The sequence below is a fragment of the Photorhabdus thracensis genome (assembly GCF_001010285.1).
GTDB lineage: Bacteria > Pseudomonadota > Gammaproteobacteria > Enterobacterales > Enterobacteriaceae > Photorhabdus > Photorhabdus temperata.
On record NZ_CP011104.1, the window covers coordinates 2,041,637 to 2,063,918 of the forward strand.

A 22,282-nucleotide genomic window follows, 5' to 3' on the forward strand; every position below is an offset into this window, starting at 1 on the left:
GTAATTGTTGGAATAAAAGGAACATCTATGTCTTATTTTTTCGACACAGCGGTTAATATTGAGGGAAATAGGAAGTTAAGAATACCTCAAATTGAAGCATATATCAAAATTAGAGACTATTTTAGTCAGCCATATAATAAAGAAGCGTTAGTAGTGCTACCTACAGGTACAGGAAAAAGCGGTTTAATTTCTATTGCACCATATGGAGTATCAAATAAAAGAGTTCTTATCATAACTCCTGGGCTTGTTACTAAAGATAGTATACGAAAAACGCAAGAAGTGTTAGAGGATAATTTTTGGATAAATTGTGATGTTATATTTAGTAGTAAAGATATTCCTGTGGTGAATGAATATCTTCAAGATATAAGTGATGAGCATTTGTTTGCCAGTCATATTGTTTACTCTAATATACATCGAGTGTCAAGTAATCGTGAGACAAGTTTAATAAGCAGAGTTCCGCAGGATTTTTTTGATTTTATTATTATTGATGAGGCTCACCATGCCCCTGCACAGAGTTGGCGTGAGGTTTTAGGATATTTCCGCGAAGCTAAAATACTTCATGTTACAGGAACACCATATCGAGGTGATAATCAAGAAATTCCTGGAGAAAAAATACATGAAACTCCTCTTTCAGAGGTTATGAAAAATAAGTATGTAAAATGGTTAAGAAAAGAGACGGTTAATGCTCATGAGCTGTATTTTTCTATAAAAGAAAACGAGGAAGTTAAATTATCAAAGGAAGAAGTGTTAGCATTTAAAGATAAAGAGTGGATAGAGAAAAGTGTTGCTCTATCGGAGGAGTGCTCAAAAGATGTTATTGAATATAGCATATCAAAATTAAATGAATTAAAAAAATTATCTAGCAAAGTACCACATAAAATATTAGCTGTAGGTTGTAGTATTTCTCACGCAGAAGACTTATATCATTGGTATAAAGAAAAGGGATTAAATTCTATTATTGTTCATAGTGAAATGGCTTCTGATGAATTGCGTAGAGCTTTTAGAAATATTGAAAATCATCAATGTGATGTTGTAATCTCAGTTAATATGCTGATGGAGGGGTATGATCATAAATATTTAAGTATTCTGGCTATATTCAGACCATATAGAAGTCTTAATGCATTTGCACAAGTGGTTGGTAGAATATTACGTGCAATACCTGATGATGAAATAAAAGCCTTTGAAATTGATAATAATGGATTAGTAATATTCCACGAAGAAATTGGACTGAACACAATGTGGAATGCATTTCAAAAGGAAGTGGATAGAGCTAAAAGAAGAAGTATCCGAGAATATACATTCAGTGATAGGGAATATATTGAGAGAGAAAATTCATTAGCTAGTGTGAATAGTGAAGGTGTTTTTATTAGTGATAAAGATTCGTATCTTGATGATATAGATTTTAATGAATTATTTGAGAGGAAGAGAGCAGAGATAAATGAGTCAGTATCTGAAAATATAAATAAAATTATTCAATCAGGAGTGAAAATACCTCCCGATGTACTTGAAAAATTGAAAGATTCTCTTGCGGAAGAAGAAACTCGGAAAGCTGCTAAAGTGATAGACCCTGAGTTGATAGAAAAGCGGCCTGCACAAGCAAGAAAAATGATACGACAAATCTTAATGACTCGGGTACAGGATGAGGTTGCTAATCTTCTGATTGAAAATGGTATTGATGAAAAAAATTCTGAACTCTATCATATTTTTAATCGCTATATTCCTAATCTGAAGACAACAGATGCTAATGATGGTATTGTTGTTCGCTTCATTAATAGCAAATTATCTAAGATATATGGGGTTGTTAGGGATCGAGATAATAAAACATTGCTAAAATCAATAGATGCAATATCGGGGATACTTGAAGAAGTTAAGAGGATGATACGATGAGCGACTCATTAAAAATAAACGAGATTATAGAAAGAATGGTAGCTTTTTGTTTAGTGAGAGGTGTTCAACCTGATGAGCTCATAACTGCTATTTTTGAGAGTGAATACGATAGCATTGAAACCATTAAGAAATTTAATGATATTCATATGATTATCACCTATAAAGAAAATATAGATAACGAAATGAATATTATTAGAATGAAATATGTATATAAAGAAAATAAACAATTACAGAGGGTAGAGCAAAAGATAAATTCGGGAGTTTATAAAGTTCAATGGGATAGAACGGAGAAACTAGAATCTATTATTAATGAGCTTATAGAGGTTATCGGGGCAGACAAGAAAATATTAGCAGATATTAAAGAAAAAATTCCGGTTGAGTTCCGAAGTATTGTTTACCCTAAGCTAAAACTTGTTTGTTAAATATGCGCTAATGAGGATGGAAGGAGGATCCAAAAATTGTAATAAAAATGAAAGAAGACCCATTAATTGAGGGCAGAATGTACTATTTATTTTCTTTTGCCAATGAGCGGCAGGTTCATAGGAACCCTTCATCATTCCGAAAACCATCATGATACCTTGATGTTAAAAAAACGCATTGTAACATCCGGTGATATTTATCGGGTTTACTGAATAATGCCTCAAAATGGTAGACGGCTCAATCGTCAAAAATCACCAAATAGGCTGAATTATACCAATCATAATATACCCTTCATCTTTCAAATTGCTGCTTTGTTGGCTGTTTTCACTTACCCCAGTCACATCGTTATCTATGCTCCTGGGGATGCGTTCACTTGCCGCCGCGCTGCAACTTGAAATCTATTGGGTATAGTATTGCCTCTGTTGTTATGGCGCACTGATGCAGAATTTGTCCCATAGCTGCTTCTTAGATTGGGCAGAAATAGATCGCTGGGAATATTAAGTTGTAATGCCTTAATATTCCCAACTATCAAAAGCCAATGGCATATTGTTGAGCAAATCCCGATGTTCACGCCAATTAGGTATTAGCCGATTCATATGAGCACGGAAATGATCGTTATGATGTCGCTCCAGAAGGTGTACCAGCTCATGCACCAAGATGTATTCAAGACACTCGGGCGGTTTCTTGGCCAACTCAAGGTTAAGCCAAATGCGCTTGGTTTCTGTGTTACAGGTTCCCCATTTTGTTTTCATCTTTTTTACTCCCCAATTGGGAAGTGGAACCCCTACTCGTGACACCCATTGTGTTAACAGCTTTTCTATTCGAATTTTGATTTCTTGACGGTAGAACTCAGACAACACTAACGTCTTTTTTTCTAAAGTGGTTCCTGGATTCACGTACATTAACATTTTGTTATTTCCAGCCATGTTAATTTCATGGCGGCCAATACGTTCCTGTACACTCAACCTGTATCGACGTCCCCAGAGATAGTGAGATTCACCGCTAACCATTTCCCGCTCGGATTGTCGGGGCTGGTTAAGAAAATGACGTTGTTGCTTTTTAATCCAGGGGATACGTGAAATCACCGCCATACGTATGGCGGTTTCTGTCATATGTTCAGGCGCAGATACGCGTACCCGTCCATCAGGGGGTAATACACTGATATGCAGATTTTTAATCGCTTTGCGATTTAACTGTAAATTGAACGGTCCAATCTGCATGGTTGGCATTAATGGTAATCCTTTTGTGCTTTAGCCAGCTCCATGATGCTAGGTATATCAACATTATAGCTGGCTGTTTCTTCGCGAACGGCATTGGCGATTTCGCGCTCTTTAAAACGATCCCCTACCCAATCTGCTTTTTTGGTGTAACGAATTGTGCTGTCGATTTTGGTTGCTAGAACTTCATCCTGACCAAAGTTATCGTAAAAGGCTCGCTTTGCTTGTGTATCCATTGAGGGAGGATAAGAAGCCTTGTTGCTTTGCCCTGGGCGAACCACCTGTTTTGCAAGCTCTATGATGTATTGGAGGTACACTTTGTAATCAATGGCCTGTTGCCGACGTAGCGTGATCAGCTCGTTCAGCAATACCGACATTCTGTCGTAGTATTTGGGGTTAACCGCGTTTTCATCAACGATGGTTCTGCGCACGTTGTTTTCGATGGTTTCGGCCATCGATTCTTGATTGTTACGAATATCCTCAGGCAGCTCATCTAACGCATCAGCGCCTTTCTCAACAATAAGCTCAATCAGACTCAATTCTTCAAAGTCCATCAGCACCTTACTGTCATCTGCGCGAATATACATATCAAGCAGATGGCGCATAGCAGGCTCAAAGCGCTTCATATCTAGCAGATCACCACTGGCCAGTTTCACCTCAACACGCACTTTTTCGTAATGCGCCACCTCTGCCCGTACTTTCTCAATATCTGCGGCAGAGTAGCCTGCATTGGGCATCTCATTGGCAATATTGGCAAAGGCCCGAAGTAATCTGGCGACATTTTGGTACAGTGTCAGTCGTAATGCTTCCTTCTCGGTTAATTCGTCCTGATTCAGGCCTGATTCACCGCAAAAATAATGGGTATAGTCTTGCGTATGGCGTGGCTCTTTCACCGGTTCGCACAAGCTTCGGACCATTTCTAGGGCATTTTCCAGATCAAACCTTGCTTGCTCCAGTCGGTCCTTAAGTAATCCAGCCACATCTTCTTTGTCATAGCCATCAAAAGCCCCGGCGGTATAATCGGTGATAGCTTTATCCAATGAGCGAAACAGGTCTTTGTAGTCGATGATATAGCCGTATTCTTTATCATCACCATCCAGACGGTTAACGCGACATATAGCTTGGAACAGGTTGTGATCGGCCATTTTTTTGTCGATATACAAATAAGTGGCTGGAGGTGCATCAAAACCGGTGAGCAGTTTATCCACCACGATCAGCAAACGCATCTGGCCAGGTTCGTCGATAAAACGTTTTTTGACTTCCTTTTCAAACTCTTCAATACGTCTGGCAGCTTCGTTCTCACTTTGTTCGAAATAGTTAGCCAACATTTTACGATAGATATCGTATTTAAAGAGTTTTTCCGTCAGGCCTGCGCCAGTTTCTTCGCCTTTGATGCTGGATGGTGTTGGCTGAAAACTGGTGACAATGGCTACCTTTCCAGACAGATCACTTCTGCTCAACATCTCATAAGCTTTGCAAGCTTGATAAACACTGGAACATACCAACAGGGCATTACCCCGGCCATCCATTAATCTGGGACGAGTATCCATGTCCAGCAGAATATCGTTAACGATTTGCTCTAAGCGTGATTTGCTGGACAGGAGTTTCTGCATTGAACCCCATTTTTGCTTCAGTTGGGTTTTAGCCAGATTCGACAAACCACTGGTTTTGGCTTCGAACCAGTCATCGACTTTTTTCTGTGAGGTGATGTGTTGGTCAATATCCCGCGCTTCATAGCGCAGATCTAAAACTATTCCGTCGGCAACTGCCTCATCGAATTTATAGGTATGAATATAAGGTCCAAATACTTCCACTGATTTTTTCTTATCTTTTTTCATCAGTGGCGTACCGGTAAAACCGATAAACATGGAATCCGGAAGAATGGATTTCATCGCCTCGTGTAATTTACCCGATTGGGTACGATGACATTCATCTACGAAGATAAATAAGTCACCTTTTGGGCGGAATTCGTTGGTGAGAGATTGTTTTAACTCGGCAATAAATGCTTCTGTAGCCGCATTGTCTTCGGAATCACTTCGGCGGCCAAATTTATGCACCAGTGAGCAGACCAGCCAGGGGTTAGGCTGATTCAGTGTAGCAATCAAGTCAGCGCCACTTTTGGTGCGATAGATCTCTTCTTCAACGCCGGTGAATACTTTTTCGATTTGTTCATCCAGCTCAGTACGATCGGTGATGATCAGTACTCTGGAATCTTGCACGTTTTCCCGGATCCATTTAGCTAGCCAGACCATCGTCAGGCTTTTGCCTGACCCCTGGGTATGCCAAATAATACCGCCTTCGCGTCGCGCGATATGCTGTTTTGCTGACTGAATACCAAAATATTGATTGTGCCGGCAGGTTTTCTTCACCCCGGCATCAAACACAATAAAGTCATGAATAATTTGTAGGAAACGTGATTTATTGCAGATACGACTTAAATGAAAATCCAGCTTGGATGGATAGGGATTTTCTATATCCTCTTTCCATTCAAGATAGTATTTCTCCGGTGTTTCAATGGTGCCGTAACGTAATCCCTGAGTGTCATTACCCGCCATAACGAGCTGCATAGTGGTAAAGAAATTGCGGATAAAATCTTTTTTCTGATTATCCAGGTTTTGGCGAATGCCCTTACTCAGATTTACTGAGGAACGCTTTAGCTCCAGCACACCCAGCGCGATACCGTTGACGTAAATCACGATATCCGGACGTTTTTTATTCTCACCTTTGATGGAAACTTCTTCTGCAATGGCAAAATCATTGGCTTGCGGATTTTGCCAGTCGATAAGCCAGACAGTTTGATTTTGCTCTCCGGCACCTTCTTTGTCTTTTACACCGTAACGCAGTAAGCGATAGACATCCTTATTGGCGTAATAAAGCTTCTTACCTTCGCCCAGGGCAGCAGCGATATCCAGCTGACGGATGGTTTTGGTGATTAAAGCATTACTGACACCACGTTTTTTTAGCCATTTGGTCAGCAGGCCAATATCGATATTTTTATTGTCATCTCTGTCCTGCCAATTCCCCAAATAGCGGTAACCAAGATCGTGCTGGAAAAAACCTATAAGCCGATCCTGTGTTACCTTTTCACGCTGGCCTACCACTGACATACCGCTCTCCTTTACGTTGTGTGCTTAATCCTTCATTAATTTGAAACTAACCTGGTAACGATAAAAATCAATATCATTCGCCACGTTTAATGTGCGGCACAGGCGTATATCATCCTCCAGTACAATGATCACGCCTTTTACTTGCTGATCGGCCTCTGCCAGTTCATCTTTGAAGTAGCCTAATTCCTTTGCTGCGTTGGCTTAACCAGACGTGTTTTCCCCGTCAGCAGTTCCTGCATCATCCCTTGCTTAATTTGACGGGTTTTGTCCAGACGTTGCCGCAAGGATTGAATTTCCTCGTCCATATCGGAAAGGATAGTGGCGATGGCGGTTTGTTCTTGTAATAAAGGTATTGCTAACTGAAATTCTTTGACTATTTTCCAGTCAGCTCTTGGCATATGTGTGCCATATGCCTCAGAAGCAACCTCTATAAATCGTTCAGTTTGCACTGTTTGAAAAATAAACTCAGACGTCGATTTTTGAGGGGCAGCCTTTAGTACCCAGATTTCGGTTGAGCAAACCCCATCTTGTGTAGCCTTCCAATATTTTTTTAAATAAGCTCTAAGTTTCCCGAAAAGAATATCGTCTTTGGAAAAGATGTTTTTTATAGATGATGAAATAGAAGTTTCTGTTGAACCTTCTATTTCGCCTGTACCTTGCCCTATGTGTTCAAGTTCAATGCAATAATCCCCAGCACCATTTATTTTTGGATTAATTCTGTCATTTCTCAGCATTGCAATAGATGAGAAATTTACAATCTCCCAGTCTTCGGGTAGTTCTCCCAACTCACTGGCTTTATAACCCTTAGCCGTACCATCCTCACGTAAAGCAAACTGTGGCAAACGGGTTTTACCAGTCAGCAGTTGCTGCATGGTAGCGGTTTTGATGGCTTGTTTTTTGGCGATCAGTTTTTCCAGTTCATTAAGTAGGGTATCGACATCGGATAGGGCGTTGGCGATAGCGGTTTGTTCTTCTTTAGTCAGTGGGCAAGGTATTTTATAGGCATGAATTGCAGAAAGAGGCACTCTGCGATGGCCGGCACTCCCTATCATTTCAGATTGTAAATCAAATCTAAATTTATTTTTAGTTGTAATATAATAGATAAACTTAGAATCAGATTTTTCATGAGCCCTTAAAACATGAAATTCCGTACTCCCATATCCTATTTCTTCCGTTATTTTATCAGAAATACACCCTTTTCCATTTTCGAAACATGGAGTAATTTTCGCGACAAGTACATCCCCTCGTTCAAAATAGGTGAGTCCTGTTTTTAATTGGGAATATGGAATAGTCCAATAATTAATTAACTGCGCATTTTCGCTGACGTCTTGCATTCCTACAAATGATACAAGTTCATTTGCTTTGATTTCCTTCTTAGAAAATTGGGTTTCAAATAAATCTCCGAAATCAATGACCTTCCAATCCTCTGGAATCATCCCTATTTCTGTTTGTTTATAACCAACAGGAATATCCTGCTTCGGTGCGTTTTGCTCATTCATTTCCACAACTTGATCTTTATCTACCGCTATCACCACGTCAGCCCCATTGTTTTGAGATGCTTGGCGACTTTGCTACTGAGTGTCTCAACAGATTGTGTTAACTCTGGAAGCGGTTCGACGTAGCGTTCTTCCAACTCTTTAACCCGGTTAGCCAACTGTTGGATAATATGCTCAATTTCGGCTTTGATATTGTCTTGCAGAGTCGACAGCCATTTATCTTGTACGACTAACATCTTGATTTCGTCGTCTGTCAAAGTGGGGTAACGCTTAACCACGGCAATATCCAGCTTGTCCTGTGCTTCTTTGAGCGCTTTTTTGGCATCGGCTTCCTGTTCAAACAGAGATTTAGCCTGTTTAAGCACCGCTTTTTCTTCTTGATCGTCGGTCACTTTCAAGCGAGCGGCAACGCTGGCTTTGGTCACTTTGTCTTTGTCGTACAGAGCATCATTCAGTAAGCCGTCATCACTGGAGTGCTCTTCGATAAAGCTTTCTAGTTCTTGTGTGGCAGTATCCATATCCGCTTGAAGTTGGTTGATGTGGTCCTGCTGTTGCTGGAAATAATGCGTGACGATCAACTCTGGTGGGATAAGCTCTGCTTTATATTTAATTTTATTGATAACCAAATCTGGGGCTTCCTTCAGTTTTTCACCTTTCTTCGTTATCAGTTCACGCAGCACTTTACCTGCACACCAGCCATCCTGTATCAGCACATAGATATCGTCTTGCATGGTATCTGTCCAGTAGTCCATCAAAATCTGATAGACATTGTATTTGTCTAGCAGATCGGTATTGGCGTACTTTTCTAGCAGCACTTCAGAGGTTTCATCAATCAACTGCTTGGGATTATCGCCCTTGCGGATCTCCTGCAATGCAACTTGAGCGATCCAGGATTTGAAAGGCAGCAGGCTGCGGGCAGCGAAATCTTTAAACTCCTGATGTTCCAGAATGGTCGATTTGATCTTATTGGCAGCGATTAGCGCCTGACTATAGCCTTCGCGGGCATCGCTAAACAAAGTAGCGCGGATGCTTGGGAATACCTGCCAGTAATGCTGTAGCGCATCAATATCACGGTTTGGTATTCCACCTTGCAGATGGGCACTGAGATCGTGCAAATCTTCTGGTTCGCTGGAGTCGATATAACGCGGAATATTTAGGTTATAATCGTTATCAGCAATCTCGCTCAACGACACCATGCAGCTAAAACGTGGCAGTTCTCGCTGGTGATTGAAGACATCCACAATTTTGTGAATGTCCTGACTACGCAGACGGTTTTTGTTGCCATCTTTCATAAAGCCTTTGCTGGCATCAATCATAAAAATGCTTTTGCGACTGTGTGCATGCTCTTTATCAATCACGATGATGCAGGCTGGGATACCGGTACCGTAGAACAGGTTGGCAGGCAGGCCAATGATGCCTTTGATATAGCCCTGTTTAAGCAGGTTTTCGCGGATACGCGCTTCTGCATTACCACGGAATAGCACGCCATGCGGCAGAATAACCGCGCCTTTACCAGTGCTTTTCAGACTTTTAATGATATGCAGTAAAAAGGTGTAGTCGCCGTTCTTCTCCGGTGGAATTCCCCAGGTAAAACGGTCAAATTCATCTTCTTTTGGGTTAATCCCACTGGTCCAATTTTTGTTGGAGAAAGGTGGGTTAGCTACCGCAAAGTCAAAGGTCTTGAGTTTACCGTTGGCGTCTTTTCACTGTGGATCGCTGATGGTGTTGCCCTTCCAGATTTTTGCGGTGGTATTGTCATGTAGAATCATATTCATGCGTGCCAAAGCACTGGTAGCGTTATCCATCTCCTGACCGAAGATCGACAATCCGCGGGGGGCTTCATCGCTGGCTTTTAACAATAGAGAACCGGAACCACAGGTGGGATCGTAGACCGTTGCATCCTGAGGTGTGTTGGCATTGATGCCAAGAACCTTGGCCAGAATACGTGAGACTTCTGCCGGAGTATAAAATTGTCCTTTGCTTTTCCCTGATTCTGTCGCGAAGTGGCGCATCAGATATTCATAGGCATCGCCCAGTAGATCGTCGCCATCTGCACGGTTGGCTGAAAGGTCAAGACCTTCAAAAATCCCGATCAGCTTAGACAGGCGATCGATTATTTCCTTATCTTTGCCAAGCCGGTCTTCATCGTTGAAGTCCGCAACATCAATAACACCTTTCAGAGCATTTTCTTCGGCGAGTGCATTGATAATTTTATTAATCTTATCGCCGATCTCTTTATCGCCCTTCAGTGCCACCATATCGTCAAAGGAGGCTCCCTTAGGCACCACGATCATACCATAGGGATTGCCTTTGTATTTGTCAGAGACATATTTCATGAACAAAAGGGTGAGCACATAGTCTTTGTACTGGCTGGCGTCCATTCCACCACGCAGTTCGTCGCAGGAGGCCCAAAGGGAGGAATAGAGTTCAGACTTTTTGATTGCCATTGTTGTGTCCGTTAAATTCTTTTCGTTGCAGCTAGTTTGTACGTTTACAGTAACTCAGTTTTGAGGAATGCAGCTTTTAAACACAGGGTTAAATTGCACATCTTACTGAATTATTTACCAAAGCTTTGGAGTAAGTCCACTCCTTCACAAAAGTCTTTGGCAGTAACATGCTTAAGCTCATTGGTGTACTTCAGCATTTAAAATGCACTTCTACGGTGTATTGATTGTGAGGAGATTCTGCAAGGGGGAGTTTTTATGCTGTTATAGATTCCTTGTTCGCTTGTATTGCACCTGATAATACAGGAGTAATAGATAATCTAGCTAAATTAGATAAAAAAAGGCTGGATATCAAGAAGTGTCTATACATAGGGTTGAAGAGAAGAGAATGTTTCGTTAGGTTGCCCCCTGGGGATAGGCGAACTATATTGTCGGGTCGTTCTAAATAGCTGCGTCAAATAATAGATCACTTAAGAGGACTCAATCCGGTTTGAGCGCTGATCAATAGCTAATAAAGAAAACATCACCCCAATCGGACTGAGTTATGCCAATTTATAGCATTATATATCCCGTGATGAACGATGACTGATGCAAAACTCAAGATAATAGCTTCACCCTATAGATAGTTCCTGCCTATGGATAACTATATCTCTGATAGTGATACCTATCCTTTCAAATAGAAGTCGTTAGCGGCAACACATCCAGTGCTCGCAACATTCGGTTATTTTGTTGCCACTGCCCTGGTGCGGCTATGACAAATGGCGGCAAAATACGTAGCATAGCTTCACATGTACTTTCCGCTTGAAATTGAGCCAGTGATTGCCCAATACACTGGTGTATACCAACACCAAATCCCAAATGTCGCTGACCGTTTTTTCTTCCCATAATAAAACGTCCTGCGTCATTGAATTGTTGTTCATCACGATTTGCTGCCCCGATACACAATAATACGCTATCCCCTTCTTCCAGTGTTCTACCGTGGAACGATATAGGCTTAAGAACAGTACGGCGCGCCATTTGTAGAGGTGACTCATAGCGCATGGTTTCCTGAACGGCAAGTCGTATCAATGCCGGATCCTCACGGAGACGTTGTTGAAGGGTTGCGTCCATTGCTACCTCCTGAATCAGGTTACCAATAAGCGCCTCGCCCGTTTCACTTCCGCCTATTACGATCGTGATGCAATCTGCACTGAAGAAGTGTCTCAATGCATCATGGTCTTGGTGATACCCTAATGAGAGGGCTGTAAAAAACGGCGATTCTCGGCCTGCAAAATGCATGTTCAACAACTGGTTGAAGAGATCATCTAATGTTTTCATTGCCTTCATCATCGATTGCAGGCTGGCAAATGTAATCTCGCTGGGGTCCAACAATAGACGGATACTTTGCTTTTCTTGAGCGATAATCTCCTGCTGTTCACTTGTCAGGTTAAGCCAACGAGCAAAAGTGCGGGGCCAAATCAGATTGGCTAACTGCGCGATACCATCAAATTGGCTGTTCCCCTTTAGCGCTTGAACAACCAGTATTATTTCCTCTTGAATCAGTTGCTTTAGCGATTGGTAGCATGTGCCGCTGAACAGTGACTGTAATGCCTTCCTATGCACATGGTGGGCATTCCCCTCCTTGAACAGTAAAGACCTCTGTAATAAGTTTTGTAGTGGTTGGTTTAGCATTATTTGTTGGCGCTGAAGCTCAGTCAGCAAATGCTGTAGAATATCAGCGTTACCTAAGCGAGGTTCTTTCATCGCATAGCTGACATCCTGATAACGAGTGAGCACCCAAGTGTGTCCAAGCCGCAAGATAGGCTGATGTTGTTGCATATGCTGATAGATTTGATACAAATTCTGAGAAAATGTTGGAGAAGCAGGGTTAAATCGTATCTTATTTTTAGTTGCAATCTTCATGAAAGTGCCTTCCTCCTCTGAATTAAACGGTTATATCTATCATTATTTATGTTTAAGTAAAGTAAGGTTTCATGAAAGTGGAAGCAGTTTTGCAATTTTTGGTATCTGCTGTGAGCCGCAGAGCAACACCTGCCAAGTAAAAACTGACAACCAACATCAATACCCCGCACTTGACTCTTGTCGCCATAAATGTGCAGCTAACAGGGCTTTCCAGGGAGCGAAATTTGCCAGCCATTTTTCTGCTTGTTCCGCGGAAATTTTCTCATTTTGGTTGATTAGCCTCTGGATATTACGTCTTACTGCGACATCACCATGTAATGAACCGTTCAGGTAATTAAATCCCCGCAATAGGGCATAATTAATGGTCCACATACCAATGCCTTTTATCGCCAGCAGATGGTGTGTTAGTTGTTGAATATTTTGTTCACTATCAGAGATTTCTAATGTTAATTCGCCAGATTCAATTAATTGGCTTAAAAGAAGTAGCGCTTTGGCTTTGCTGACAGAAAATCCACATTGGCGCAATTCATCTTCTGAACGGTTGATTATTTGTCTGGGGGTTGGGAAGCACCCAAGGCGCGAGCATACTTTTTTACCCCCCCCCCCCTTGAATGAACCGTAATTATATGATCTCATTCTCCTTATTTTTCTTTTTAATACTCGCCCATGAATCCGAACCAGACCCTGATTGAACATTTAACCGTTGTGAAAGAAACTCGTTCTGACATCAATCGTCAATACGAGCTGATTGATGTTATTTTTCTTGTCATCAGCGCCATTCTCGCTGGCGCTGAAGGTTGGCAAGATATTGAAACTTATGGTCGGGCCAAAATTACGTGGCTGAAAAAATATCGCCCCTTTCTCAGTGGAATACCATGCCGACACACGGTTGCCAGAATTGTGCGCGCTATTGAACTTGATTCGCTGTTGGAGGCTTTGCTCAACTGGATCAATGAACAACGTGAACAGGCAGGGAAACCGGTCATTGCCTTCGATGGAAAAGTTCTGCGACGCGCCTACCGTAATGAAAAGCAAAACGCCGTCCAACTGGTCACGGCATATGATACGGAACAAGGATTAGTCCTGAGCCAGAAAGCCACTGCCACGAAAAACGGGGAAATCAGTATCGTGCGGCAGATGTTGGATATCCTTGACCTGAAAGGCAGCATCGTCACGCTGGATGCTTTGCATTGTCAGCGCCAAACGCTGGAAAAAATCAGCGAAAAGAAAGCCCATGTCGTGGTTCAGGTGAAAAAAAATCAACCCCATCTGTGGGAAGCCGTCCAATCGCAATTTCAGGCGGTGTTTGATGCCGGTAAAGAAAAAATTATCACGGAAGTTAAGCAAGAAGCCCATGGCCGGCGTGAAGAGCGTTATGTGTTTCAGTTAAAGCCCCAATTTACGGCAGAATTAATCGAGAAATGGCCGACCATTCGTAGCATTATCGCCGTAGAACGTCACCGGACACAAAATGGCAAAGGAACGGTGGACACGTCTTATTATGTGAGTTCCCTTTCGCCCAAGCATAAATCACTGGGATATTATATTCGCCAGCATTGGCGGATTGAAAATATCCAGCACTATATTCTTGATGTGGTCTTTAAAGAAGATGATTCACGAATTGTTCTGGAGGGTGCAGTTGAGAATCTGGCCTTATTCCGTCGTATCGTCCTGAATCTGGTCAAACAATGCGATTGCGGGGCACCGAGCCAAAGGAACAAGCTTAAAAAAGCGGGTTGGTGCGATGATTATCGGGCAAGAGTTTTCTTTGGATGAATAGCAGTCAAAGTATGCTCGTGCCCTGGGGAAGCACCAGAGCCCATAAGAATGTTGAACCCCTATTGCCTGAATAAATCGCCTGCGAATAGATATAGCAGCACTGACGCTGATTTGTTGACCAATAATAGCCCAGCTTAATGCTTCAAATGGTGTTGCTGACTGATAAATTCTTAAACCTGATTGTCTGGAAATAAGTGAACCAATAATCGGATGTTCTTTATATAAAAGCTCAAATAGATGAACAGGTTGTAAAAGCCCTAACATATGAGAGGCTAAAGCCGGCAGGCGATCGTCCACATTTGTTATTGTGTTACCATCAATATTGAGTTGTATCTGTGCGATTGCCGAATCAATCGCTATGATTAATTCAGCCGGTTTTCCATCCCAGCAGATCCCTTTTCTGACCTGATTCTGTTCGACAATTTCAGCGATATTTTGTTTATCCCTTTGGTGAAAGGCGAAAAAATCGTGGGTATGATAATCATCGGGTAATGTGATTTTTGTTGATAAAGTGGTTTTCATTTTAAAAATCTCGAATGTCACAGCGATTGTTTTTTCTCATATGCCAATAGTGTAGTAATTATAGTTAGGGATTAGGGTAAGAAAACGCTGAACCTTGCTTTCAAATTCTAAAAATTTTTCTGAAGGGAACAATATTGCCAGTTTGTGGTCTTTAATATGTCAGCTAAAGGAGGTATTAATGAAAGCATACGGTTTTAATTTACGACAGCGAATTCTGGCGTCTGTCCTGGTTTTTTTATGTTGTATAAGCTCTGTTTACTCAGATACGCATAAACAGTTTTTCCGGCATGATGGTAGTGAAATAACTTACTATCTCAAGCAAAGAGGGGGAAAAAACTTATTGGTACTGATACAAGGTTCTGATTGTAATAGTATCGCTAATAATAAATTTGTGAATGAGACATTCAGTGATATTTATCCGGATGCTGATGTTTTGACTGTAGAGAAATATGGTATTAATGCCTCTCTCCCCTGGTCTGATGCGGTGGAACGTTCGGATTGTCCTAAGGCTTATATAAGATCAGATACGCCAGAACAGCGGGTTAAGGATTATATTCAGATTATTGGTTATCTGAAGAATCAAGGTAAGTATAATAAAATCATTATGTTAGGTGGAAGTGAGGGGGCTGTAGTCGCCAATTTAATTACATCACAAGTTAATTATATTGATAGAACGATTGCGCTGAATGGGGGTGGCCGATATTTCGCTGATGATGTTATTCATAGTATGAAGAGTGAGGTCCCACCAGAACATATTAATGAGGCTATTAAAGGATTTAGAGCGTTCCAGAAAGAAATACGTGCCGGTAATCATGCCGGTGAGCTGGAAATGAGTAATCATGGCGTTAATTGGTGGAAGGTCTCGCTTGGTATTAATCAATATAAAGTATTAAGTCAGACGAAAAGACCTATTTTGATTATTCAAACATTGAATGATAATTCCGTCAATGTGAGTGCAGCTATGGAAATGGAAGAGCAATTAAAGAAAGATAATATTACCTTCTATCAATACCCGGGACTAAGCCATGGATTTAAAGATAGAGAGGATGTTTTGCAAGTTACTCCTATTGTTGAAGACATCAGAAATTGGTTATCCAGGGCTTCTGGATAAGTGTTTGTGATTTAAAGGGGATTAGTCAGGTCTCCATGTTAGGGAAGCCAAACTGAGTTCAGTAATAAAGCGTGGTATAATTAATATTGATACCACGTTTTAATAGTATTATCTTGGGATTGTCTTCGTTGTTAATTCCATATTTATTTTGAGTCAAAGAAATTATCTTACGACAGATAATTGTATTTAATGAGAAAATAGATATAAATAACAAAATAATAACTAATAGGCTGCAATCAATTTAATAATATAACAATCGCATGATCTTTATTTTATCTTCTTGTTATAATCACAGAATGAGATGTGATATATAATATTGCCAATAAAACATCACATGATTAGTTGGCCGCTTGTAATTTCTATAAAATATAATGTTGAAATGTTATGAGCTATTTGTTGTTTTTGAAATGCATTTCTCGATTTTATCTTTTATATAGTAGGGGTAAATATCCATGTTATTCCTCATTATTATTGATATCTGTCATTATGTCGCTGGAAAAAATTACTGAAATATTGCATTCATTTCATGGTGAAATATTTTTTTATTTTTTGTTTGGTAATAAAATATTGATTTTAAATAATTAAATTTATTTTTGTATTTTATTGACAATACATTAATGGCATCTATAGTTATATGTATTAGATAAAGCGTTAATATGGCATCAAAAATGCTGTATATATTATCTAAATGCTGGATAAATTCCTGATGGGCACTTATTTTCTAGTGAAAATGGTCACAATCTTATGTTGCAAAAATGAATAGCTTATTGTCTGTATCCTGACGCCATATAAGTTATTTATCAATTAGTTACATTAAATCTCGGAGTTTATATCATGATTAAGAAAGATATTCTGTTACATGAAGAGCTGCTTGTAGATGATGAACTGAAAGTGGGTAAAGTAGAGAAGGTCTGGATTGATATTCTTTCACCCAGTTCAGTTATCGTTAGTCTGAATATTTTAGGCGTGGTTGAAGATTTCCATCTATTACTGGTTGATGGTGATAAGGATAAAGATAAGATTGTGCTGCTTTATCTGTCTCTTTTACGTGTTCTTCATGAAAAATTAGATGTGAAGGTAAAAATCGCGAAAAGTAAGCTGATGAAGCTGAAATATATAGTAGGTGTAGAGATTTAATAAGTATTGATTAAATCTCTGAATGAGTGCGTGGAATAATATATTCTGTAGAATAACTGAATTTGGTTTTAGCGATATAATCAAATAGAGCTGATTTTATTTAGACCATAAAGATGTTTTCTACTAAATGCATTTAACCAAAGGCAGAATGGTAATATTATTGTTCTGCCTTTTTCTATTTTAATTAATTGTTATAGCATTAAATAAATAATATCTTATAAATAAACGCAATTTATTTATCTGTGGTAATAATGATATAGAGAGAAACTAAACTATCTCTATTTTACATACTATTATACCCAATAGATTTCAAGCCGCAGCGCGGCGGCAAGTGAACGCATCCCCGGGAGCATAGATAACTATGTGACTGGGGTAAGTGAAAGCAGCCAACAAAGCAGCAACTTGAAAGATGAAGGGTATAGTTTAATCTAAACGTAGAGAGTCATGATTAATATTACCTGAAGAGCGGCATATAGTTATACGATCAATACATCGATTATAATTTCTATAATTTATTTTTTGATTCTGTGATTGTACCAATAATTTTACCTTTTTAAGGAGGGTAATAAATATCCATATTATTATCATTTATATATGTAACTGTTAGATGTGGAAGAAGTTAATGATACATTAAGGTTTTAAATAAGATTCCAAAATAGCGCTACATCTTATACTACTCATAATTCTATATATAACAATGGGTTGAAGAAGGCCATGTGTAGCAAAATTATGAAATGTTATTTAATATGAAAGATCTGCATTTCTATTTTTTGTGACAAGGTAGACGTATTTTTAAATTAAGCTATCACCTTTATTTGACAATGTATGAATGGCATCTATAGTTATATGTGTTAGATAAAGTATTAATGTAGTATTAAAAATGCTAACTACTATATCTGATGCGTAGATGACCTATTAATGCATACTGATTTTATAGTAGAAGTGTCCTCTATCTTATATTCCACAAGTAAACAGTTTGTTGTTCTGTATCTTGGGTAATATAAGTCTATTTATAACTTAATGACATTATGGAGTTTGATATGACGAAAACACAGCAAGCTATAGTTAATGGCCATAATATCGGTACAATAGATGAAATTAGTACTACATTATCAGATGGAAAAGTTATTTTTAAATTTGTAGGTGCTGATTGTACTCTGGACGTTAATCTGAAAGGTGATAATTATGTGCGGGCTTTAGTTCTTCTTGTAAATGCTTATTATAATCAGGCGACGATAACACTTGATATTTTAAAAAGTGGTAATGATAATATCATCACGTCAATTATAACTAGTAGTTCTGGTCTTTCTGGTTAAATAGTTTCTCCAAATACAATAATTGTTACAAATAAAAATTAGACTTGCCATCTTTCTGGTAGAAAATAGAGCTAATTTTATCTAAACCATAAATATTCTTTCTACCAAGAATATTTAGCCACAAGCAGAGCGATAATATTATCGCTCTACCTTCCTCTATTGGAATTAATTATTGTAGAAATAAAACAACAATATCTCATAAATAAAACCTACTTTATTTACCCATGGTAATATTTTATAAGTAAATAATAATATGACAAACAATAACATGTGCTCTATTTCACAGTGCTTAAATCTAATGCCTTTACAAATTTAAATGTCTATATATTATTGTTGTCAGGTAAATTTATAGCGTCATTTTAGGTTTGTAAAAGCACGGTAGAATTATAATGTTGTTATTGTATATTATCACAATGATTTAATATTTTATGATGAAAAGATAAAATTTTTAACTGTGTATTACCGTTTTTAATGAAAGAATTATAATTCAGTTCCGGGCTTATTAAACCTGAAAGAGTCATAGTCATTTAATTTTTCAAACTGTAGGGATGCGTAGAGCCATCATATTAATCATTACTTCATATTTAAACTGAATTCTTTCTGAGAAGTCACCATTGATGGCGATAGGGTCGCAATTAATACAGTTGTTACAGTTTTAAGGCGACATAGTATTAAAATATCAGGAGACGACATGCTCGATTCAAATTTAATAGATCGTGATAGTAAAATTTCTTCCCCAGTTAATTCTTTTAACGAATGGGATCCTCTTGAAGAGGTGATCGTCGGTGTTGTTGATGGCGCCAGATTCCCTTCCTGGCATATGTCTCTGGAGTCTGTACTACCAGAAGATCAAGTTGCTACTTTTCAACGCCATGCTGGCCGGTCATTTCCACAAGAGCAAATTGAAGCGGCTTCCAGGGAATTAGAAGAGTTTGTTCATATTCTTGAAAGCGAAGGGGTAACAGTACGTCGGCCAGAACCTCAGGATCAATCTCTGGTATTTGGTGCGCCAGGTTGGAGCAGCACCGGGCTATATTGTGCAATGCCCCGTGATGTGTTGTTAGTGATTGGTGATGATATTATTGAATGCCCGCTGGCGTGGCGCTCCCGCTATTTTGAAACGACGGCATATAAGACTTTACTTAAAGATTACTTTAAACAGGGCGCGAAATGGAGCTCTGGGCCAAAGCCACAGTTGATCGATGAACAATATAATTTCGAATGGGATCAACCTAATGGCAAGGATCGTGTTCCGCTTGCGGTGACCGAGTTTGAACCTACATTTGATGCTGCGGATTTTATCCGGTGTGGGCGCGATATCATTGCGCAAAAAAGCCATGTCACGAATGAATTTGGTATCGAATGGCTTCGTCGTCATTTAGGTGATGATTATCGTATTCATGTTTTTGAATTTAATGATGATAGTCCTATGCACATTGATGCCACATTTGTTCCTATGGCGCCAGGGAAACTATTAATTAACCCGAAAAAGGTGTTAAAAGTTCCTGAGCTGTTTAAAGGATGGGATGTGCTGTATGCGCCTGAACCGGTTATTCCTGACAACCATCCTCTGTATATGACCAGTAAATGGATCAACATGAATATTCTGATGTTGGATGAGAAGCGGGTGATTGTTGAAAAGCAGGATGAACCTATGATCGCGGCGATGAAACGTTGGGGCTTTACCCCGATTCCATGTAATTTCAGGAATTTTAACTCCTTCGGCGGTTCCTTCCATTGTGCAACAGTGGATGTCAGGCGGCGCGGAAGTTTACAGTCTTATCTTGACTAGGAGAGTAATGATGGCTATCTGGAAATATTCCGCTTGGGATGCAGTTATGTTTATATTAAGCATTTTGCATACGGTAGCCACGGTTACACTGGTCATGTATTGGGATCATTTCACTATTATGGGGTGGTTGGTCAACATTGTGCTTCTTACATTGATGACAACTTACAACATAATAGTGATATCACATTTTTTCACCCATACTCCCTGGTTCGTTTCTCGTGTAATGAATATGTTTGTGTCGATACTGAATTCAATGAATATTGGGCAGTCTGTACAGTCTTATCACCTGTCCCATGTTCGTAATCACCACAAATATAATAACGATCGGGGAGTCGGTGAAGGCGGACCTTTGGATACCTCTTCTACCTTTATAAATGGCAAAGAAATTGGGGAGCATACGACTCTTTGGAACTATTCTGTCCTCGGTGCAGCATCTACCTTTTATAATAGTTTTGTTCGTATGGGCTGGTCTCTATTTATCTGGCACAAACCACTTAGTAAAGCTGATAATGGGTATGAAAAACTTCTTTCTAATGCCAGAACCAATAGAGTTAAAGAGTTATGGCAATTGAGGTTAGATAGATTGTTCCAGGCGGCGTGGATTATTATCTTATTCACTCTGTCTTGGAAATGGGCTTTATTTTGTTATTTACCTTCTCTCTATTTTGCCTTTGTTTTGGTTAATATTCAAAACTACTACGAACATTATGGTGCTCAGCCGGAGAGCAGATTTGCAAACTCAGTGAGCTATTATGGACGTATCTATAATTTATTCATGTTTAATGATGGCTATCATCAAGAGCATCATATCTCAGGTGGCACCCACTGGAAACTGTTACCTAATTTACGCAGGAAATATTCAACCCAGCTTGCTGCGCAGAAGAGGGTTGTTAGTCCGGTACCTGCGATATTAGGTTTTTTACATAGACGTAGATCTCTGTTGCACAGATCTATAAAGCAAAAATAATCCCAGTTAATCACGACAGGTTTGATAGATAGCACGACAAATTTACTATTGGGGGTCTGTTATGATGCAAGAAATATCCGGCATTAGAGGAACAAAGCTGGCAGAATCAGAATTTATTGTATACGAAACGTCGAACGATATATCAATGGACGCGGTTTCTGACCTTTTGGATGGTCACCTTGCGGCTTGTCGAGTTCGTCATTTTCTTCCACCAGAACAAAGAAAGAAAATAGTTGAGAATTTTTGGCGTTCTCCAGATCGCATTCCCCGTTACGGCGAGGGTATTGATGGTGTTGAGGGGTATTTTATTGGGGCATCTCATATTGAAAAAGAGACCCGTCAATATATAGAAGAAGCAGAAAATTTTCGTTCGGCAATTAATGAGATGTTTCAGGATACAATCAATCCAATGGATCATTTCATTAAGCAAATAACTCATTTTAGTGGTAATAACTCACCGGTAATTCGTCCTGCCATGTATCATGGTGTTGCTGCGGGAAATGCAAAAATTGTGTATTGGAATAACTTTGGTGAATTCCTTTTATTACCTCATGATGATCTTGCACCGTTGAGTGATCCACGTCAGAGTGATTTTGAGATCAAACAAATTAATCGTGTTATGGCGGTAAATTTTTACGCTGACGTTCCCCAAAATGGGGGACAATTAAAAGTATGGAATATTCAGCCTGATGATCAATCACGTAGTGCCGTTGGTTTAACTTACAGCGGTTATCCATATCCATCTGAATTATTGGAAGATCATGCAAGTATGGTGATTAATATTGATGCGGGGGATTTGCTATTGCTGAATGGAAATTTAATCCATGCGGTATTGAATGGTAATGCTATCTTTTCACCGGAACGGCGTTTACTCGTGACCTGTTTTATGGGATTACAGCAAAATGGTGATCTTATTTGGTGGACATAGGTGTGTTCATGACGTTAAAAACTTTTCACAGCTATTTGACCATAGTGGAATATTCGTCTACATTTAGAAACGACTAATGTAAGTGTTAGAAGATGAAAATTATGCTATTACCCGCATGCACACTGATTTCACCTGCCAGGTTAGTATTAGCCGAAGCATATGTGTGCATGCGTTTTGCTTTCATTTCTCCTCCTGCTTCTCCACCGCCTCCGTTATTATTCATAACTGTGTAATATGCCCGTCTTTGAGAGAGGGTT

15 protein-coding genes and 1 pseudogene are annotated in these 22,282 nt (G+C 39.6%); 9 read left to right on the plus strand and 7 right to left on the minus strand.

Going from position 1 to position 22,282, the window contains the following annotated elements; all coding sequences use genetic code 11:
• Positions 1-27: 27 nt before the first annotated feature.
• Both VY86_RS08705 and VY86_RS08710 read left to right on the plus strand, forming a co-directional pair.
• Complete coding sequence (locus VY86_RS08705; RefSeq protein ID WP_046974666.1) at positions 28-1,887, plus strand: DEAD/DEAH box helicase; 1,860 nt, start codon at positions 28-30, stop codon at positions 1,885-1,887.
• Positions 1,884-2,309: a hypothetical protein gene (locus VY86_RS08710; protein WP_046974667.1), complete on the plus strand. Its 426-nt coding sequence runs from the start codon at positions 1,884-1,886 to the stop codon at positions 2,307-2,309. The genes VY86_RS08705 and VY86_RS08710 overlap by 4 nt, the downstream gene beginning before the upstream one ends.
• A 510-nt stretch (positions 2,310-2,819) precedes the next feature.
• Here the strand turns inward: VY86_RS08710 and VY86_RS08715 are convergent.
• From VY86_RS08715 to VY86_RS08740, 7 genes and pseudogenes are all read right to left on the minus strand, one after another.
• The gene (locus VY86_RS08715) at positions 2,820-3,536 is read right to left on the minus strand and encodes a M48 family metallopeptidase (protein WP_046974668.1); all 717 of its coding nucleotides are present in this window, start codon (positions 3,534-3,536) and stop codon (positions 2,820-2,822) included.
• Positions 3,536-6,631, minus strand: coding sequence for a type I restriction endonuclease subunit R (locus VY86_RS08720; protein ID WP_046974669.1), 3,096 nt, complete (start codon positions 6,629-6,631; stop codon positions 3,536-3,538). The genes VY86_RS08715 and VY86_RS08720 overlap by 1 nt, the downstream gene beginning before the upstream one ends.
• A 179-nt stretch (positions 6,632-6,810) precedes the next feature.
• Positions 6,811-8,163 (minus strand): restriction endonuclease subunit S, encoded by a 1,353-nt coding sequence (locus tag VY86_RS08725; RefSeq protein ID WP_238591600.1) that lies wholly within the window; start codon positions 8,161-8,163, stop codon positions 6,811-6,813.
• Positions 8,160-10,574: pseudogene (locus tag VY86_RS08730) on the minus strand (type I restriction-modification system subunit M). The gene VY86_RS08725 and the pseudogene VY86_RS08730 overlap by 4 nt, the downstream one beginning before the upstream one ends.
• A gap of 110 nt (positions 10,575-10,684) precedes the next feature.
• Positions 10,685-10,771 carry an HTH-like domain-containing protein gene (locus VY86_RS26470; RefSeq protein WP_420800624.1) on the minus strand — a complete coding sequence of 29 codons (87 nt, stop codon included), beginning with the start codon at positions 10,769-10,771 and terminating at the stop codon, positions 10,685-10,687.
• A 472-nt stretch (positions 10,772-11,243) separates the two neighbouring features.
• Positions 11,244-12,473, minus strand: coding sequence for a cytochrome P450 (locus tag VY86_RS08735; protein ID WP_046974670.1), 1,230 nt, complete (start codon positions 12,471-12,473; stop codon positions 11,244-11,246).
• 156 nt (positions 12,474-12,629) lie between these two features.
• A complete protein-coding gene (locus VY86_RS08740) occupies positions 12,630-13,109 on the minus strand; it encodes a DNA-3-methyladenine glycosylase family protein (protein ID WP_238591601.1) in 480 nt (159 codons plus the stop codon).
• A 30-nt stretch (positions 13,110-13,139) separates the two neighbouring features.
• On the opposite strand from VY86_RS08740, the gene VY86_RS08745 reads away from it, so the two are divergent.
• The 7 genes from VY86_RS08745 to VY86_RS08775 all read left to right on the plus strand — a co-directional run bounded on the left by VY86_RS08745 (position 13,140) and on the right by VY86_RS08775 (position 22,025).
• Complete coding sequence (locus tag VY86_RS08745; protein WP_046974671.1) at positions 13,140-14,249, plus strand: ISAs1 family transposase; 1,110 nt, start codon at positions 13,140-13,142, stop codon at positions 14,247-14,249.
• Between the two features lie 703 nt (positions 14,250-14,952).
• The gene (locus tag VY86_RS08750) at positions 14,953-15,885 is read left to right on the plus strand and encodes an alpha/beta hydrolase family protein (RefSeq protein WP_046974672.1); all 933 of its coding nucleotides are present in this window, start codon (positions 14,953-14,955) and stop codon (positions 15,883-15,885) included.
• An 834-nt stretch (positions 15,886-16,719) separates the two neighbouring features.
• Positions 16,720-17,022, plus strand: a complete 303-nt coding sequence (locus tag VY86_RS08755; RefSeq protein ID WP_228940709.1) for a Cro/Cl family transcriptional regulator — start codon at positions 16,720-16,722, stop codon at positions 17,020-17,022.
• A 1,040-nt stretch (positions 17,023-18,062) separates the two neighbouring features.
• Complete coding sequence (locus VY86_RS08760; RefSeq protein WP_046974674.1) at positions 18,063-18,338, plus strand: hypothetical protein; 276 nt, start codon at positions 18,063-18,065, stop codon at positions 18,336-18,338.
• Positions 18,339-19,029: 691 nt separating this feature from the next.
• On the plus strand, positions 19,030-20,130 hold the full coding sequence (locus tag VY86_RS08765; RefSeq protein WP_046974675.1) for an amidinotransferase: 1,101 nt from the start codon (positions 19,030-19,032) through the stop codon (positions 20,128-20,130).
• Positions 20,131-20,137: 7 nt separating this feature from the next.
• Positions 20,138-21,097: a fatty acid desaturase family protein gene (locus VY86_RS08770; RefSeq protein WP_228939991.1), complete on the plus strand. Its 960-nt coding sequence runs from the start codon at positions 20,138-20,140 to the stop codon at positions 21,095-21,097.
• A 61-nt stretch (positions 21,098-21,158) separates the two neighbouring features.
• Entirely contained in the window at positions 21,159-22,025 is an 867-nt protein-coding gene (locus VY86_RS08775; RefSeq protein WP_046974677.1) for a 2OG-Fe(II)-dependent halogenase WelO5 family protein, read from the plus strand.
• Positions 22,026-22,282 lie beyond the last annotated feature (257 nt).

Bases quoted from the DNA above. Each gene is read 5' to 3' on its own strand.
- VY86_RS08705 (WP_046974666.1), top strand. From the start codon at position 28: ATGTCTTATTTTTTCGACACAGCGGTTAATATTGAGGGAAATAGGAAG.
- VY86_RS08770 (WP_228939991.1), top strand. From the start codon at position 20,138: ATGATGGCTATCTGGAAATATTCCGCTTGGGATGCAGTTATGTTTATA.
- VY86_RS08720 (WP_046974669.1), bottom strand. From the start codon at position 6,631: ATGTCAGTGGTAGGCCAGCGTGAAAAGGTAACACAGGATCGGCTTATA.
- VY86_RS08775 (WP_046974677.1), top strand. From the start codon at position 21,159: ATGATGCAAGAAATATCCGGCATTAGAGGAACAAAGCTGGCAGAATCA.
- VY86_RS08765 (WP_046974675.1), top strand. From the start codon at position 19,030: ATGCTCGATTCAAATTTAATAGATCGTGATAGTAAAATTTCTTCCCCA.
- VY86_RS08740 (WP_238591601.1), bottom strand. From the start codon at position 13,109: ATGAGATCATATAATTACGGTTCATTCAAGGGGGGGGGGGGTAAAAAA.
- VY86_RS08710 (WP_046974667.1), top strand. From the start codon at position 1,884: ATGAGCGACTCATTAAAAATAAACGAGATTATAGAAAGAATGGTAGCT.
- VY86_RS26470 (WP_420800624.1), bottom strand. From the start codon at position 10,771: ATGCTGAAGTACACCAATGAGCTTAAGCATGTTACTGCCAAAGACTTT.
- VY86_RS08755 (WP_228940709.1), top strand. From the start codon at position 16,720: ATGATTAAGAAAGATATTCTGTTACATGAAGAGCTGCTTGTAGATGAT.
- VY86_RS08760 (WP_046974674.1), top strand. From the start codon at position 18,063: ATGACGAAAACACAGCAAGCTATAGTTAATGGCCATAATATCGGTACA.
- VY86_RS08715 (WP_046974668.1), bottom strand. From the start codon at position 3,536: ATGCCAACCATGCAGATTGGACCGTTCAATTTACAGTTAAATCGCAAA.
- VY86_RS08750 (WP_046974672.1), top strand. From the start codon at position 14,953: ATGAAAGCATACGGTTTTAATTTACGACAGCGAATTCTGGCGTCTGTC.
- VY86_RS08735 (WP_046974670.1), bottom strand. From the start codon at position 12,473: ATGAAGATTGCAACTAAAAATAAGATACGATTTAACCCTGCTTCTCCA.
- VY86_RS08745 (WP_046974671.1), top strand. From the start codon at position 13,140: ATGAATCCGAACCAGACCCTGATTGAACATTTAACCGTTGTGAAAGAA.